Annotated in this window: 14 protein-coding genes; 9 read left to right on the top strand and 5 right to left on the bottom strand. The window is 62.3% G+C overall.

Annotated elements, in window-relative coordinates; all coding sequences use genetic code 11:
• Positions 1-2: 2 nt before the first annotated feature.
• Positions 3-680, bottom strand: a complete 678-nt coding sequence (locus BBJ66_RS10955) for a TetR family transcriptional regulator C-terminal domain-containing protein (protein ID WP_064840394.1) — start codon at positions 678-680, stop codon at positions 3-5.
• A gap of 273 nt (positions 681-953) precedes the next feature.
• Between BBJ66_RS10955 and BBJ66_RS10950 the strand changes: the two genes are divergently transcribed.
• The 3 genes from BBJ66_RS10950 to hydA are packed head-to-tail and all read left to right on the top strand — an operon-like array spanning position 954 to position 3,936.
• Complete coding sequence (locus BBJ66_RS10950) at positions 954-2,207, top strand: Zn-dependent hydrolase (protein WP_049731644.1); 1,254 nt, start codon at positions 954-956, stop codon at positions 2,205-2,207.
• Positions 2,204-2,485 carry a hypothetical protein gene (locus BBJ66_RS10945; RefSeq protein ID WP_071086922.1) on the top strand — a complete coding sequence of 94 codons (282 nt, stop codon included), beginning with the start codon at positions 2,204-2,206 and terminating at the stop codon, positions 2,483-2,485. Before BBJ66_RS10950 ends, BBJ66_RS10945 begins: the two co-directional genes overlap by 4 nt.
• Positions 2,482-3,936: a dihydropyrimidinase gene (gene hydA, locus BBJ66_RS10940; RefSeq protein WP_049731646.1), complete on the top strand. Its 1,455-nt coding sequence runs from the start codon at positions 2,482-2,484 to the stop codon at positions 3,934-3,936. Before BBJ66_RS10945 ends, hydA begins: the two co-directional genes overlap by 4 nt.
• Positions 3,937-3,994: 58 nt before the next feature.
• Here the strand turns inward: hydA and BBJ66_RS10935 are convergent, their stop codons facing one another.
• Complete coding sequence (locus BBJ66_RS10935; protein WP_071086920.1) at positions 3,995-4,408, bottom strand: cupin domain-containing protein; 414 nt, start codon at positions 4,406-4,408, stop codon at positions 3,995-3,997.
• Between the two features lie 94 nt (positions 4,409-4,502).
• Here BBJ66_RS10935 and BBJ66_RS10930 point away from each other — a divergent pair, with 94 nt between their 5' ends.
• The 6 genes from BBJ66_RS10930 (at position 4,503) to BBJ66_RS10905 (ending at position 13,343) form a co-directional block, all read left to right on the top strand.
• Positions 4,503-5,288: an ABC transporter ATP-binding protein gene (locus BBJ66_RS10930; RefSeq protein ID WP_049731648.1), complete on the top strand. Its 786-nt coding sequence runs from the start codon at positions 4,503-4,505 to the stop codon at positions 5,286-5,288.
• 39 nt (positions 5,289-5,327) lie between these two features.
• On the top strand, positions 5,328-6,257 hold the full coding sequence (locus BBJ66_RS10925) for an ABC transporter permease (RefSeq protein WP_049731712.1): 930 nt from the start codon (positions 5,328-5,330) through the stop codon (positions 6,255-6,257).
• Complete coding sequence (locus BBJ66_RS10920; RefSeq protein ID WP_071086918.1) at positions 6,254-7,381, top strand: ABC transporter permease; 1,128 nt, start codon at positions 6,254-6,256, stop codon at positions 7,379-7,381. The genes BBJ66_RS10925 and BBJ66_RS10920 overlap by 4 nt, the downstream gene beginning before the upstream one ends.
• Before the next feature lie 59 nt (positions 7,382-7,440).
• Positions 7,441-8,412 carry an ABC transporter substrate-binding protein gene (locus BBJ66_RS10915; protein ID WP_049731650.1) on the top strand — a complete coding sequence of 324 codons (972 nt, stop codon included), beginning with the start codon at positions 7,441-7,443 and terminating at the stop codon, positions 8,410-8,412.
• 401 nt (positions 8,413-8,813) lie between these two features.
• Entirely contained in the window at positions 8,814-10,004 is a 1,191-nt protein-coding gene (locus BBJ66_RS10910) for an efflux RND transporter periplasmic adaptor subunit (RefSeq protein WP_071086917.1), read from the top strand.
• Between the two features lie 12 nt (positions 10,005-10,016).
• Entirely contained in the window at positions 10,017-13,343 is a 3,327-nt protein-coding gene (locus BBJ66_RS10905) for an efflux RND transporter permease subunit (protein WP_049731652.1), read from the top strand.
• Positions 13,344-13,449: 106 nt separating this feature from the next.
• Here BBJ66_RS10905 and ureG read toward each other — a convergent pair whose 3' ends face one another.
• From ureG to ureE, 3 genes are all read right to left on the bottom strand, one after another.
• Complete coding sequence (gene ureG, locus BBJ66_RS10900) at positions 13,450-14,061, bottom strand: urease accessory protein UreG (protein ID WP_003590582.1); 612 nt, start codon at positions 14,059-14,061, stop codon at positions 13,450-13,452.
• Between the two features lie 89 nt (positions 14,062-14,150).
• Entirely contained in the window at positions 14,151-14,822 is a 672-nt protein-coding gene (locus tag BBJ66_RS10895) for an urease accessory protein UreF (RefSeq protein WP_071086916.1), read from the bottom strand.
• Positions 14,823-14,828: 6 nt separating this feature from the next.
• On the bottom strand, positions 14,829-15,434 hold the full coding sequence (gene ureE / locus BBJ66_RS10890; RefSeq protein ID WP_071086914.1) for an urease accessory protein UreE: 606 nt from the start codon (positions 15,432-15,434) through the stop codon (positions 14,829-14,831).
• Positions 15,435-15,501 lie beyond the last annotated feature (67 nt).

Genomic DNA, 15,501 nt, shown 5'->3' with positions numbered 1-15,501 from the left:
CGTCAGCTCTCGGAGCGATCCGGCCGCAGCCCGCCAATAAAGAGCTGCTCCAGAAACCGCGCCGCATCCTCGAAGCGGCCCTCGCCGGAATGCTCCTGTCCGAGCACGGCACGCACCTGCACGTCGAAATCCGCATAATGCTGCGTCGTCGACCAGATGGAGAAGATCAGGTGATAGGGATCGCATTTGATGATCTTGCCTGATTTCGCCCAGGCGCGGATGACCTCCGCCTTCTCGTCGACCAGTTCCTTCAGCGGCCCCTTGAGCTCGTCCTCGATATGCGGTGCGCCCTGCAGCACCTCATTGGCGAAAAGCCGGCTCTCGCGCGGAAAATCGCGCGCCATCTCCAGCTTGCGTCTGATGTAGCTGCGGATTTCCTCCTCCGGATTGCCCTCGGCGTCGAAGGCGCGCAGCGGCTCCAGCCAGGTGTAGAGCACCCGGTCGATCAGCGCCCGGTGCATAGCTTCCTTCGTCCGGAAATAATAAAGCAGGTTGGGTTTCGACATGCCGGCCACTTCGGCGATCTGGTCGATGGTCGAGCCGCGAAAGCCGCTTGCCGAAAACACGTCAAGCGCCGCCTCGAGAATCTGCTCTTCCTTCTCCTCCTGGATTCGCGTCCGCCTCAGGGTCTTCGCTGCTCTCGGTATGGTCACAGGCTGTCGTTTCCCCTTGAAATTCAACTTCTTCGCTCAAGTTTTGGCGGGGAGACATCCCTGCCGCTTTCCTAAGCAACTGCCCGTATTTTTATCGGCAATTTTCGTGATTTTCGTCTTGAGCCCGGCGGTGGAAGTTGTAATGTTTACCAATCGGTCAAATTATCCGCCAGATGAAAAACAAAGGCAACTGGCGATTTTCCGGCGCTCGACAAAACCAATAAGAGGCGCTGGAATAGACCACGGGAACAGGCGGGCATGCCCTTTGCATGACTGCCGCAAACAGGTGAGGGCATAAAAATGGTGGCAGCACCAGGCGAGAACATGCGCGTCAATGGCGACCGTCTCTGGGACAGCCTCATGGATATGGCGAAGATCGGCCCCGGCATCGCGGGCGGCAACAATCGCCAGACGCTGACGGATTCGGATGCCGAGGGCCGCAGCCTTTTCAAGACATGGTGCGACGAGGCGGGCCTGACCATGGGCGTCGACCAGATGGGCACGATGTTCGCCACCCGCCCCGGCACCGATCCCGATGCCCTGCCCGTCTATGTCGGCTCGCATCTCGACACCCAGCCGACCGGCGGCAAATATGACGGCGTTCTCGGCGTGCTCTCAGCCCTCGAAGTCGTGCGCACCATGAACGACCTCGGCATCAGAACCAAACATCCTATTGTCGTCACCAACTGGACGAACGAGGAGGGCGCGCGTTTTGCCCCGGCCATGCTGGCCTCGGGTGTCTTTGCCGGCGTCCACAGCCTTGACTTTGCCTATAATCGCCGGGATCCCGAGGGCAATCTGTTCGGCGACGAACTGAAGCGCATCGGCTGGGTCGGCGACGAAGAGGTCGGCGCCCGCAAGATGCATGCCTATTTCGAATATCACATCGAACAGGGCCCGATCCTCGAGGCCGAGGACAAGCAGATCGGCGTCGTCACCCACTGTCAGGGCCTGTGGTGGCTCGAATTCACCCTGACCGGCAAGGAAGCCCATACCGGCTCGACGCCGATGAACATGCGCGTCAATGCCGGTCTTGCGATGTCGCGCATCTTGGAAATGGTTCAGGGTGTGGCGATGGGCGAGCAGCCGGGTGCCGTCGGCGGCGTCGGCCAGGTCTTCTTCTCGCCGAATTCCCGCAACGTGCTGCCGGGCAAGGTGGTTTTCACCGTCGACATCCGCTCGCCCGACAAGGCCAAGCTCGACCGCATGCGGGCAAAGATAGAGGCGGAAGCGCCTGGCATCTGCGATGCCCTCGGCGTCGGCTGTTCCATCGAGGCGATCGGCCATTTCGCGCCTGTTACCTTCGACGAGAAGCTCGTCACCGCGGTCCGCTCCGCCGCCGAACGGCTCGGCTACACCCACATGAACCTCATCTCCGGCGCCGGCCACGATGCCTGCTGGGCCGCCAAGGTCGCTCCTGCGACGATGGTCATGTGCCCCTGCGTCGGCGGGCTCTCGCACAACGAAGCGGAGGAAATCTCCAAGGAGTGGGCAACGGCGGGCGCCGATGTGCTGTTCCATGCGGTGGTGGAGACGGCGGAGATCGTGGTGTGATCACGGATCCGGACGCAGATCTGGACAGCATGAGCCACGCTGATCTGTTGTCGGCGGCAAGAGCCATGCGCCACGCGATCCGCATCCACCGCGATATGTCGGGCCATGAACTCTGTTGGCATCATCCCGATCTGTGGACGCTCCTGCCTGATCCGCCGGCCGGCGGTCAGATCGTGCCCGATTGGCCTCAATTTATGCGCGGTTGCATCCGCTACCGCCAGTCATTGGATAACCAGCTTGCGCAGGCACCGCGCAGCGACAGGGAGTTCGGAAAATGAGCACAGTCATCAAGAACGGCAGCATCGTCACGGCCGACCTGACCTACAAGGCGGACGTCAAGATCGACGGCGGCAAGATCATCGAGATCGGCCCGAACCTGTCGGGCGACGAGACGCTGGATGCTTCCGGCTGTTATGTCATGCCCGGCGGCATCGATCCGCACACCCATCTCGAAATGCCCTTCATGGGCACCTATTCCTCCGACGATTTCGAGAGCGGCACGCGCGCGGCCCTTTCCGGCGGCACGACGATGGTGGTCGATTTCGCGCTGCCCGCCCCCGGCCAGTCGCTGCTCGAAGCGCTGACCATGTGGGACAATAAATCGACGCGGGCCAATTGCGATTATTCCTTCCACATGGCGGTCACCTGGTGGAGCGAGCAGGTCTTCAAGGAGATGGAAACCATCGTTCGTGACAAGGGCATCAACACCTTCAAGCACTTCATGGCCTATAAGGGCGCGCTGATGGTTGATGATGACGAGATGTTCGCCTCCTTCCAGCGCTGCGCCGAACTCGGCGCGCTGCCGCTGGTGCACGCCGAAAACGGCGATGTCGTCGCCTCGATGTCGGCAAAGCTGCTGGCCGAAGGCAATAACGGCCCCGAGGCGCATGCCTATTCCCGCCCCGCTGAAGTGGAGGGCGAAGCCACCAACCGCGCCATCATGATCGCCGACATGGCCGGCTGCCCTGTTTATATCGTTCATACCTCCTGCGAACAGGCGCATGAAGCGATCCGCCGCGCCCGCGCCAAGGGCATGCGCGTCTACGGCGAACCGCTGATCCAGCACCTGACGCTCGACGAGAGCGAATATTCCAACCCCGACTGGGATCACGCCGCCCGCCGGGTGATGTCGCCGCCCTTCCGCAACAAGCAGCATCAGGACTCACTCTGGGCGGGGCTTGCCTCCGGCTCGCTGCAGGTGGTCGCCACCGACCATTGCGCCTTCACCACGGCGCAGAAGCGTTTCGGCGTCGGCGACTTCACCAAGATCCCGAACGGCACCGGCGGCCTCGAAGACCGCATGCCGATGCTCTGGACGCACGGCGTCAACACCGGCCGGCTGACGATGAACGAATTCGTCGCGGTCACCTCGACCAATATCGCCAAGATCCTCAACATCTATCCGAAGAAGGGCGCGATCCTCATCGGCGCCGATGCCGATATCGTCGTCTGGGATCCGAAGCGGTCCAAGATCATCTCGTCCAAGGCTCAGCAGTCAGCGATCGACTACAACGTCTTCGAAGGCAAGGAAGTGACCGGCCTGCCGCGCTACACGCTGACGCGTGGCGTCGTCGCGATCGAGGAGAGCACCATCAAGACCCAGGAGGGCCACGGCGAATTCGTCCGGCGCGAACCGGTAACCGCCGTCAGCAAGGCGCTGTCCCAGTGGAAGGAGATCACCGCCCCGCGCAAGGTGACGCGCAGCGGCATTCCGGCGACCGGCGTGTGATGATGGTGCGCGACGATACCGCCATAAACCGGGGAACGGCCTTTCGATGCCTATGACCTCAGGCCGGCACCAGCGCATCCAGCTCCGGCAGCAGCACGACGCTTTCCTGCTCGTTCGGATCGGTGCGGGCGATGATCGCCGTGCACGGCGTGCTGCTGAGATTTGCCGGCAGATGCGGCACGCCGGCCGGAATATAGAAAAGTTCGCCGGCATGGACGATAACGTGCTGCTCGAGCCGGTCTCCGTACCAGGTATGAGCCTCGCCGGAGAGCATATAGATCGCCGTCTCGTGCGCCTCATGCAGATGCGCCTTGGCGCGCACGCCGGGCGGAATCGTCAGCAGGTGCATGCAGATGCCCTTGGCGCCGACCGTCTCGGCCGCTATCCCTTCGAAATAGCTGAGCCCCTGCTTGCCGTCATAGGCAAAGTTGGGCCGAACGATGTGGCAGGTGGGTTTTGATGTCGCGTCCATTCTCTTCCTCCATGAAATGTGCCGCCGGCAGGGCCTGCGGCGATGGTAACACGCAAACCGCCTCCCCGCGGCGAAAACAAGAACGGTCGCATTGATGCAAGCACCCTCCGTCGTATCCGCCAAGGATCTCTGTCTCACCTACCAGGCGAATGACGGCCCGGTGAATGCGCTGAGCGATGTCAATCTCGATGTCCGCAAGGGCGATTTCGTCTCCTTCATCGGCCCGTCGGGCTGCGGCAAGACGACCTTCCTGCGCGTCATCGCCGATCTCGAAAAGAGCACCTCCGGCGAAATCTCGATCAACGGCATGACGCCGGAGGAAGCCCGCAAGGCCCGCGCCTATGGCTATGTCTTCCAGGCGCCGGCGCTCTATCCCTGGCGCACCATCGAAAACAACATCGCCCTGCCGCTGGAAATCATGGGCTATTCCAGCGCCGACCGGGCGCGGCGCATCGCCGAGGCGCTCGATCTCGTCAGCCTGTCCGGCTTCGAGAAGAAATTCCCCTGGCAGCTTTCCGGCGGCATGCAGCAGCGCGCCTCGATCGCCCGGGCGCTGGCCTTCGATGCCGACCTGCTTCTGATGGACGAGCCGTTCGGCGCCCTTGATGAAATCGTCCGCGATCATCTGAACGAAGAGCTGCTGAAACTCTGGGCGCGCACCAACAAGACGATCTGCTTCGTCACCCATTCCATCCCCGAAGCAGTCTATCTCTCGACCAAGATCGTGGTGATGTCGCCGCGCCCGGGCCGCGTCACCGATGTGATCGATTCGCCCCTGCCGGCCGAACGCCCGCTCGACATCCGCGACACCCCCGAATTCCTGGAGATCGCCCATCGCGTCCGCGAGGGGCTGAGGACGGGGCATAGCCATGAGGTTTAGGCGGTTGAGTTCAGAAATATACAAATGGGGGCAGTCGCTGTGAAACCCGACACCTTCAAAAGCAAGATCATCCCCGTCACCACCATCCTGCTTACCCTCATCGCCATCTGGTATGTCGCCGCCGTGCTGATGAACGCACCGTTCCAGCGTGACATGGACAGCCGCGCCGGCGCCACACCGACGACCATCGAATTCATCGGCAAAACGCTGGCGCAGCCGAAGCCGATCCTGCCGGCGCCGCATCAGGTGGCTGAGAATGTCTATGAAAACACCGTCCTGCGCAGCCTTTCGAGCAACCGCAGCCTCGTCTATCACAGCTGGGTGACGCTCTCCTCCACCCTGCTCGGCTTCGGTTTCGGCATGCTGCTCGGCATCCTTCTTGCAGTGCTGATCGTGCATAACCGCGCGATGGACCGCTCGCTGATGCCCTGGCTGGTGGCGAGCCAGACCATACCGATCCTTGCCATCGCGCCGATGATCGTCATTATCTCCTACAATGTGCTGACCGGCGACAATGCGCTTGCGCATCTCCTGAACCTCGATTCCGACGCTTCCCGCCTCGTCTCCAAGGCACTGATCTCCACCTACCTCTCCTTCTTCCCCGTTGCCGTCGGCATGGTGAAGGGCTTGCGCTCACCCGAACTCATGCATCTCGACCTGATGCGCACCTATTATGCCAGCCCGACGCAGACCTTCTGGAAGTTGCGGGTTCCGGCCTCGATCCCCTTCCTCTTCACCTCGATGAAGGTGGCGATCGCCGCCAGCCTGGTGGGCGCCATCGTCGGCGAGCTGCCGACCGGTGCTGTCGCCGGTATCGGCTCAAAGCTGCTTGCCGGCTCCTATTACAGCCAGACCATCGATATCTGGGCGGCTCTTGTCGCCGGATCGCTGCTGGCGGGCATCCTGGTCGCGATCGTCGGCCTCGCCGCCAAGATCGTCGATCGCGCCATGGGCGGGAGACCGGCATGAGACATCTGACCTTCTCCTGGCAGGGCGTGACCGCCCTCCTCTTCTGCATCGCAGCGCTGATCGCCCTGCCGCTTCTGGCCGAGGGCGCGACACGGCCCTTCACGGACGGCACGGCAAGCCTCGTCTTCATCATCGTCATTGCGGCTGCCCTGCTGTCTTTTGCGCCGCAGCCGCCGGCCTACCGCGCCACCGTGCTGTTCATCGGGGCGCATGGCGCCGCCTGGATGCTGCTTTCCGCTCTCTCCGGCAACGAAGGCATGGCGACGCGGGCTTACTTCCTGCTGCTCTTTTCCTGCTGGCTGCTGGCTTGGCGATGCGTCACCGAACTGTCGAAACTGCAGCCCGTCGCCGCTGTCGGCAAATCGGCGCTCCAGCTGCTGATCCCGGCGATCTTCGGCGCCTGGATCCTCATCCTCTGGGAAGCGGTCACCCGCGGTGCCGGCATCCCCTTCATCATCCTGCCGCCGCCGAGCGCCATCGGCGCCCGTATCATGGCCTCCCTGCCGATCCTCGGCGCTGATGTCAGGCAGACGATCTTCAAGGCTGTGCTGATCGGTTATATCGTCGGCTGCCTCAGCGGCTTTGTCGTCGCGGTGCTGGCCGACCGCATCACCTTCCTGCGCCGCGGCCTGCTGCCGATCGGCAACATGGTGTCGGCCCTGCCGATCATCGGCGTCGCCCCCGTGATGGTCATGTGGTTCGGCTTCGACTGGCCGTCAAAGGCCGCCGTCGTCATCATCATGACCTTCTTCCCGATGCTGGTGAACACAGTCGCCGGTCTTGCCGCCTCCGGCAGCATGGAGCGCGACCTGATGCGCACCTATGCCTCGAGCGACTGGCAGACGCTGCTCAAGCTCAAGCTTCCGGCAGCCATGCCCTTCATTTTCAACGCACTGAAGATCAACTCGACGCTGGCACTGATTGGTGCCATCGTTGCCGAATTCTTCGGAACGCCGATCGTCGGCATGGGCTTCCGCATCTCCACCGAGATCGGCCGCATGAATGTCGACATGGTCTGGGCGGAAATCGCCATCGCGGCGCTGGCCGGCTCGATCTTTTATGGCATCATCGCCCTGAGCGAACGGGCGGTGACGTTCTGGCATCCGTCTATCCGTGGTGGCTAGACGCGCGCGGGCTTCGCAAACGGGGTTCGGGCATAACTTCAGAGGGTAAGGATAAGAAAATGAAAAAGTTGATGGTTGCAATGATGGCGAGCGCGATGACGCTGGCCGCCGCTCACGCGATGGCCGCCGACAAGGTGGTGCTGCAGCTGAAATGGGTCACGCAAGGCCAGTTCGGCGGTTATTACGTCGCCAAGGACAAGGGCTTCTATAAGGAAGAAGGCCTCGACGTCGATATCAAGCCGGGCGGCCCCGATATCGCCCCCGAGCAGGTGATCGCCGGCGGCGGCGCCGATGTCATCGTCGACTGGATGGGTGGCGCGCTCGTTGCCCGCGAAAAAGGCGTTCCGCTCGTCAACATTGCCCAGCCCTACCAGAAGTCGGGCCTCGAAATGATCTGCCGCAAGGACGGCCCGGTCAAGACCGAAGCCGACTTCAAGGGCCATACGCTCGGCGTCTGGTTCTTCGGCAACGAATATCCTTTCTTCGCCTGGATGAACAAGCTGGGTCTCTCGACGGAAGGCGGCGCGAACGGCGTCACCGTGCTGAAGCAGAGCTTCGACGTGCAGCCGCTCGTCCAGAAGCAGGCCGACTGCATCTCCGTCATGACCTATAATGAATACTGGCAGGCGATCGATGCCGGCTTCAAGCCGGAGGAACTGACGGTCTTCAACTATACCGAGATGGGCAACGACCTTCTCGAAGACGGCCTCTATGCGATGGAAGACAAGCTGAAGGACCCGGCCTTCAAGGAGAAGATGGTCAAATTCGTCCGCGCCTCGATGAAGGGCTGGAAATATGCGACCGAGAACCCCGACGAAGCCGCCGAGATCGTCATGGACAATGGCGGCCAGGACGAGAACCACCAGAAGCGCATGATGGGCGAAGTCGCCAAGCTCGTCGGCGACGGCTCCGGCAAGCTGGACGAAGCGCTCTATGCCCGCACGGCAAAGGCACTGCTCGACCAGAAGATCATCAGCAAGGAGCCCTCGGGCGCCTGGACGCACGACATCACCGACGCCGCGTCCAAGTAATCGCGGCACCATTTCGAGGCGAACGCGCGGGGAGAGATTTCCGCGCGTTTCGTATTTTTACGGCCTGCATGAAAAAATGCCTTTGCCACTGTCGCATTTGTCCGGGGTCAAACGTCATTGGGGTAGAAGCAGGATCAATCATCGTCATGTTCGCATAACCCTTCCGTGATTGATTCAGGTTCTGATGGTAATTATTATCGGCTCATGGGGAATTGTTTTCTGCCGGGCTTGCATATCGAGCAAATCGATACCAATTAGAAGCCGATTTGCCGGCGAGGGATGAAGGCGGCAAATGATGTGTGGATACCCTTGAGAATGCAGGAAAGGCAGTGGCCTGGTCGCGAGCTGAAGGACAGACGCGCGAGTTCGGCTAAGCTTGTTACAAGATTGGACGAAGACGCATGGCACGCAAGCCGATTGGAACTTTAGGCGCATCCACCCTTTTTGCAGCTGTTCTTGCTGCATCCACCGCATTTTCACAGGAAAAGCCGGTCGAAAAACCGCAGCAGAACCTGCCGGCGATCGTCGTCACCACGGCTGCGAACCGCACCCTCGTCGACCGTGTCATCGGCACGGGGACGGTCAAGCCGGTCGAGGAAGTCTATATCCAACCGCAGGTCGAAGGCCTCTCGATCCGCGCGTTGAAAGCCGACGTAGGCGACAAGGTTCAAGCGGAAAGCACGCTGGCAACCCTCAACGATGATGCGCTGGTGCTGACGAAGAGCCAGATGATGGCGACGAAAGCCAAGGGCGAGGCAAGCCTTGCGCAGTTGCGCGCCCAGCTCATTGAGGCGCAGGCCAATGCCGAACAGGCAAGGCAGCAGCAAGCCCGTTCCCAGGAAATGGGCAAGAAGGGCACCGTTTCAACCGCTCAGGTCGAACAGGCTGATGCGACCGCTGCCGCCGCCAATGCCCGTGTTGTCTCCGCCGAACAGGCGATCGAGGTCGCCGAAGCCGATCTCAAGGTCTTCGATAGCCAGATCGCCGATGCGGATCTGAAACTCGCCCGCACCGATGTGAAGACGCCGGTGGCGGGCACGATTTCGGCAAAGAACGCCAAGGTCGGCGCGATTGCCGCCGGCAACGGCGATCCGCTGTTCACCCTCATCCGCGACGGCGATATCGAGCTTGTCGCCGAGGTCGCCGAAAGTGACATCGTCAGGATCATGGCCGGCCAGAAGGCGAGCATTTCCCTTTCCGGCAGCCGCGAGAAGCTTTCCGGCGCCGTGCGCCTGGTGTCGCCGACCGTCGATCCGGCCACTCGCCTCGGTCTCGTCCATATCTCCATCGACGATGACAGCAAGGCGCGTTCCGGCATGTATGGCAGCGCCGAGATCATCGTTCGCGAGACACAAGGCGTATCGCTTCCCCTGACCGCCGTGCTCACCGGCAACGAAGGCTCGTCGGCCCGCAAGGTCGAGGACGGCGTGGTAAAATTCGCCAAGATCGAGACCGGCATCCAGGACGGCCCCTATGTCGAGATCGTCAGTGGATTGAAGAGCGGCGACGAGGTCGTGGCCAAGGCGGGCGCTTATGTCCGCGATGGCGACCACATCACGCCGGTGCGTGAACAGCCCGCGGCTTCCAACTAAAGAGACCATCCGATGAATTTTTCAGCCTGGTCCATTCGAAATCCGATCGCGCCGCTGCTGGCCTTCTGCCTGCTGATCTTCATCGGCATGCAGTCCTTCAACAAGCTGCCGATCACCCGCTTCCCGAATATCGACGTTCCCCTTGTTTCGATCAGCGTGACGCAGAGCGGCGCTTCGCCGGCCGAACTCGAAATGCAGGTGACGAAGGAGATCGAAGACGCGATCGCCTCCATCACCGGCATCGACGAAATCCAGTCGACGGTGACCGACGGCAGCTCGCAGACCAATGTCATGTTCCGCATGGAAGTGCCGACGGAACAGGCGGTGCAGGACGTCAAGGATGCGATTGACCGCATCCGCAGCGATCTGCCGGCAACGGCCGAAGCGCCGATCGTCACCAAGGTCGATGTCGAGGGCCAGGCGATCCAGACCTTCGCCGTATCCTCGCCCGATATGTCGCTGGAAGAGCTCTCCTGGTTCGTCGACGATACGGTCAAGCGTGCGCTGCAGGGTCAGGCCGGCATCGGCCGCGTCGACCGTTACGGCGGCGCCGAGCGCGAAGTGCGCATCGAACTCACCCCCGGCAAGCTCGATGCCCACGGCATCACCGCCGCCAGCGTCAACCAGCAGCTGCGCGGCACCAACGTCGACCTCGGCTCCGGGCGCGGCCAGGTGGCCGGCAGCGAACAGGCGATCCGCGTTCTCGGCGACGCCCGCAATGTCGCCGAACTCGCCGATACGACGATCGCGCTGCCGAACGGCCGTTTCGTCAAGCTGTCCGATCTCGGCGTCATCAAGGACACCTACGAGGAGCCGAAATCCTTCTCGCGCTTCAACGATACGCCTGTTGTCACCTTCGGCGTCTTCCGTTCGAAGGGCGCCAGCGAAGTCAGCGTCGCCGAAACCGTGGCCCAGAGCCTCGACAAGGTGAGGGGCGAAAACCCGAATGTGAAGATCGAGATGATCGACGATTCGGTTTATTTCACTTACGGCAACTACGAAGCGGCCATCCACACGCTGCTCGAAGGCGCGCTGCTCGCCGTCATCGTCGTTCTGCTTTTCCTCCGGAACTGGCGCGCGACGCTGATTTCGGCGATCGCCCTGCCGCTGTCGGCGATCCCGACCTTCTGGGTCATGGACATGATGGGCTTCTCGCTGAACCTCGTCAGCTTCCTTGCCTTGACGCTGGCGACCGGCATCCTCGTCGACGATGCGATCGTCGAAATCGAGAACATCGCCCGCCACATCAAGATGGGCAAGACGCCCTATCGCGCGGCGATCGAGGCGGCGGATGAAATCGGCCTTGCCGTCATCGCCACCACCTTCACCATCATCGCCGTCTTCGTGCCGGTCTCCTTCATGCCGGGCATTCCCGGCCAGTATTTCATCCAGTTCGGCCTGACCGTCGCCTTCTCGGTCTTTTTCTCGCTGATGGTGGCGCGCCTCATCACGCCGATGATGGCCGCCTATCTGATGCGTGCGGAAGACGGCGTCGACGATCATCATGACAATGACAGCCTGCTGATGCGTGGATACACACGGCTCATACGCGGCACGACGGGGCGCTGGTACACGCGTTATGCGACGCTGCTTGTCGCCTTCGGTTTCCTGGCCGGCTCCGTTTTGCTCCTGATGCAGGTTCCGGGCAGCTTCCTGCCGCCCGAAGACGCCTCGCGCATTGTTCTCTCCGTCGAACTGCCACCCAATGCACGCCTTGACGATACCGAGAAGACGACCGATGCGATCTATGACAGGGTCAAGGATATCAACGGCGTCGAAAGCGTCTTCGTCCTCGGCGGCGCATCGCCGAAGGGCGAACTCGAACTGCGACGCGCGACGATCACGCTGGCACTCCATAAGCTCGACCAGTCGCTGATCAAGAAGATGGTCAATGACGGGCTCGGGCACATCCCCCTCATCGGCCCGATGCTGCCGAAGGTGGAAGTTCACGGCCGTGAACGTCCGCAATGGAGTATCGAAAAAGAAGTCTTCGCCAAGCTGCGCGATATTCCCGACGTTCATATCCTGAAGCTCAACGACCGCGGCGAACGCGACCTCTCCTTCAATTTCCTCTCCAAGAACGAGAAGGACCTGAATGACGCCGTCGGCATCCTGGAATCCAAGCTGCGCGCCGACCCGCTGCTCGCCAATGTCAGCGCCGACGGCGCCCTGCCCCGCCCTGAGCTGCAGGTCTACCCGCGCAAGGACGAGGCCGCCCGCCTCGGCATCACGCCGCAGCAGATCTCCGAGACGATCCGTGTCGCCACGATCGGCGATGTCGATGCGGCCCTTGCCAAGATCTCGCTCGACGATCGCCAGATCCCGATCCGGGTGCAGGCGGCAGTCGACATGCGCCGCGATCTCTCAGCCATCCGCGCGTTGAAGATCCAGACCGCCAGCGGCGGCACCGTTCCGCTCGCGAGCGTCGCCAATATCGACTATTCCGAAGGCGTAAGCTCGATCAAGCGCAACAACCGTTACCGCGTCGTCTCGATCGGCTCCGACCTGCCGCAAGGCGTAGCCCTCGACACGGCTTCGGCCCGTTTCCGCGAGATCGTCAAATCTGCCAATATCCCGGCCTCCGTGCACCTTGCCGAAAGCGGCGACACCAAGGTGCAGACCGAGATGCAGCAGAGCTTCGTCAACGCCATGTTGATGGGCCTGTTGCTGGTGCTGACGGTGCTGATCCTGCTTTTCAAGGACGTGATCCAGCCCTTCACCATCCTGTTCTCGCTGCCGCTTGCCATCGGCGGCGTCGCAGCGGCTCTGATCATCACCAGCAATCCGCTGTCGATGCCCGTGATGATCGGCATCCTGATGCTGATGGGTGTCGTCACAAAGAACGCCATCCTGCTCGTCGATTTCGCGATCGAGATGCGCCACCAGGGCATGGCTCGCGTCGAGGCGATGGTCGAAGCCGGCCGCAAGCGCGCCCGGCCGATCATCATGACCTCGATCGCCATGTCGGCGGGCATGCTGCCTTCCGCGCTGGGCGTCGGCGAAGGCGGTTCGTTCCGCGCGCCGATGGCGATCGCGGTGATCGGCGGCATCATCGTCTCGACGGTGCTCTCGCTCGTCGTCGTGCCTTCCTTCTTCCTGATCATGGACGATCTGTCCCGCCTGCTCGGCTGGATGTTCGGTCGCCTGGTCGGCAGGAAGGACGAGGAGGAACTGCCGCTGTCGCGCGAGGATCTCACCCGTGTCACCCGCGAGAACCGCGACGATATCGACTCGCTGGAAGAGCGGCTGACCGCAATCGAAACCCCGGAGGTCAAGCGCAAGAACGCCAAAGGCAACGACACCAACGTGCTGCGCCTGCCGCCGTTTGCGGCGGAATAAGCAAAACGCAAGAAACGAAACGGGCCGGGAGCGATCTCCCGGCCCGTTTCATTTTGCTGTTCTCGCCGCCATGCGCGGCGTCGGTCTGCGGTCGCAGGTCTGATTGTCAGAGCCCGCCCTGCTCCCGGAGGAAGCTGACGATCGAGCTGACGCCGTCGCCGCGCTTCATGTCGGAGAAGACGAAGGGGCGGCTCGCGCGCATGCGCGTCGCATCCCGGTCCATCACCTCGAGATCGGCGCCGACATAGGGCGCCAGATCCTTCTTGTTGATGACGAGAAGATCCGAGCGGGTGATGCCGGGCCCGCCCTTGCGCGGGATTTCCTCGCCCTGGCAGACGGAGATGACATAGATGGTGATATCGGCAAGATCGGGCGAGAAGGTCGCGGCCAGATTGTCGCCGCCGGATTCGATGAAGACCACGTCGAGATCGGGGATCCGTTGGTTGAGGCCGGCGATCGCCTGAAGATTGATCGTCGCATCTTCACGAATGGCGGTGTGCGGGCAGCCGCCGGTCTCGACGCCGACGATCCGGTCCGAAGGCAGGGCCTGCATGCGCACCAGCGCCTCGGCATCCTCGGTCGTGTAGATGTCGTTGGTAACGACTGCGACGGAATAGTCGTCGCGCATCGCCTTGCAGAGCTTTTCGGTCAGCGCCGTCTTGCCCGAGCCGACCGGCCCGCCGATGCCGACACGCAGAGGTCCGTTTCTAGATTTCATATGTCTCACTCCAATCGAACCCGATGATAGCCGTGGCCGCTGCGCACGCCACCGTCAAATGACGCAGATGCTCGGATAATTTTACGCCGTCACGAGCGGAACAGCCGCGTCGCCTGTGTCTCATGGCGCAGGCCGGCAATATCGGCTTGCACCGCCGCCGAACCGAGATCGTCGAGCGTCGAGGCCGCTGCCCGCCGGGCGACCTCGGTGATCTGCACTTCGAGACCGGCAAGCATGGCGACACCGTCCCTCTGACCGGTGACGCCGAGGCGGATGGCTGAAGAAACCGCCTGCAAGGCATAGGCATGCAGGAAGGCGGCGAGCGCCTTCTCGGGTCCTATGCCGTGCGCGCCGGTCACCGCCCCGACCGCGATAGGATAGGCCGCCTTCTCAGGCAGCCTTTCGAATATGCCATCCGGCCAGGCGCGGGCCGCCGCCAGGAAGGCCTCGCCGAGCAGCATGGTTTCCTGATGGCGCTCGCGCGATCCGGCAAGTGCGGCGGCAAGGGCAGCGATCTCGGCAAGCCGCGCTGGTTCTCCGTGACACCTGTGGCTTTCGGCCAGCAGCACCGCATCGTTCCAGACCGAACCATGGCCGATCAGCGTGTCGATCCAGCCGGCAAGCGAGGCGGCATCCGTGACCAGCCCGTCCGCCACGGCCCGCTCCAGCCCGCCCGAATAGGCAAAGCTGCCGATCGGAAAGGCCGGCGAGAGCCATGCCGTCAGGCGCAGCAATGCCTGCAGCTCGTAATCCCCAGTCATCGAACCTCAGTCGTGCTTGTGGCCGTGATGCCCGTGGTCGTGATCATGGTCATGGTCATGGTTACATCCCGGCCCATGCACATGGTCGTGGCCGTGATCATGTTTGCTCTCATGACCATGGTCATGAGCCACATGCCCATGGTCATGCGCGGTATGACCGTGATCGTGCGAATGCGCGCCGTGGGAATGATAGGCGCCGCGCGCCGGCTGGAAGGGCTCCTCGATGTCGAGGACGGTGGCGCCGAGGCCCTGCAGCATGCTGCGAATGACGTGGTCGCGCAGGATGACGATCCGGTCTTCCTCGATCTGGGCCGCGAGATGACGATTGCCGAGATGCCAGGCAAGCTCGACCAGATGCGTGCGGTCGCGGCCGCGAATTTCGAAGAGCTTCTCATCGGCCGCGAGAATCTCGATCAGTTCGCCGTCATCGCGCACCAGCAGGTCGCCATTGGCGAAAAGCACCGGATCCTTGAGATCGAGCATGACCATCTCGCCATTTTCCAGATGCAGCAGCTTGCGGCGCAGATGGCGCAGATCGTGCGGCAACTTGACCTGGGCGGTCGGATGGGAGGACGGGGTTCCGGCGGGAAGATAGGAGGTGACGCGCTGCATGATATGTCCGTTTTGATGAGACGACGACCATGCAAAATAGCCTTTCCCGATGCAAGCACCAATGGCC

This window comes from Rhizobium sp. RSm-3 (assembly GCF_001854685.1).
GTDB lineage: Bacteria > Pseudomonadota > Alphaproteobacteria > Rhizobiales > Rhizobiaceae > Rhizobium > Rhizobium ecuadorense.
The sequence above is the reverse complement of the archived record's forward strand: the minus strand, read 5'-3'. Positions and strand labels throughout refer to the sequence as shown.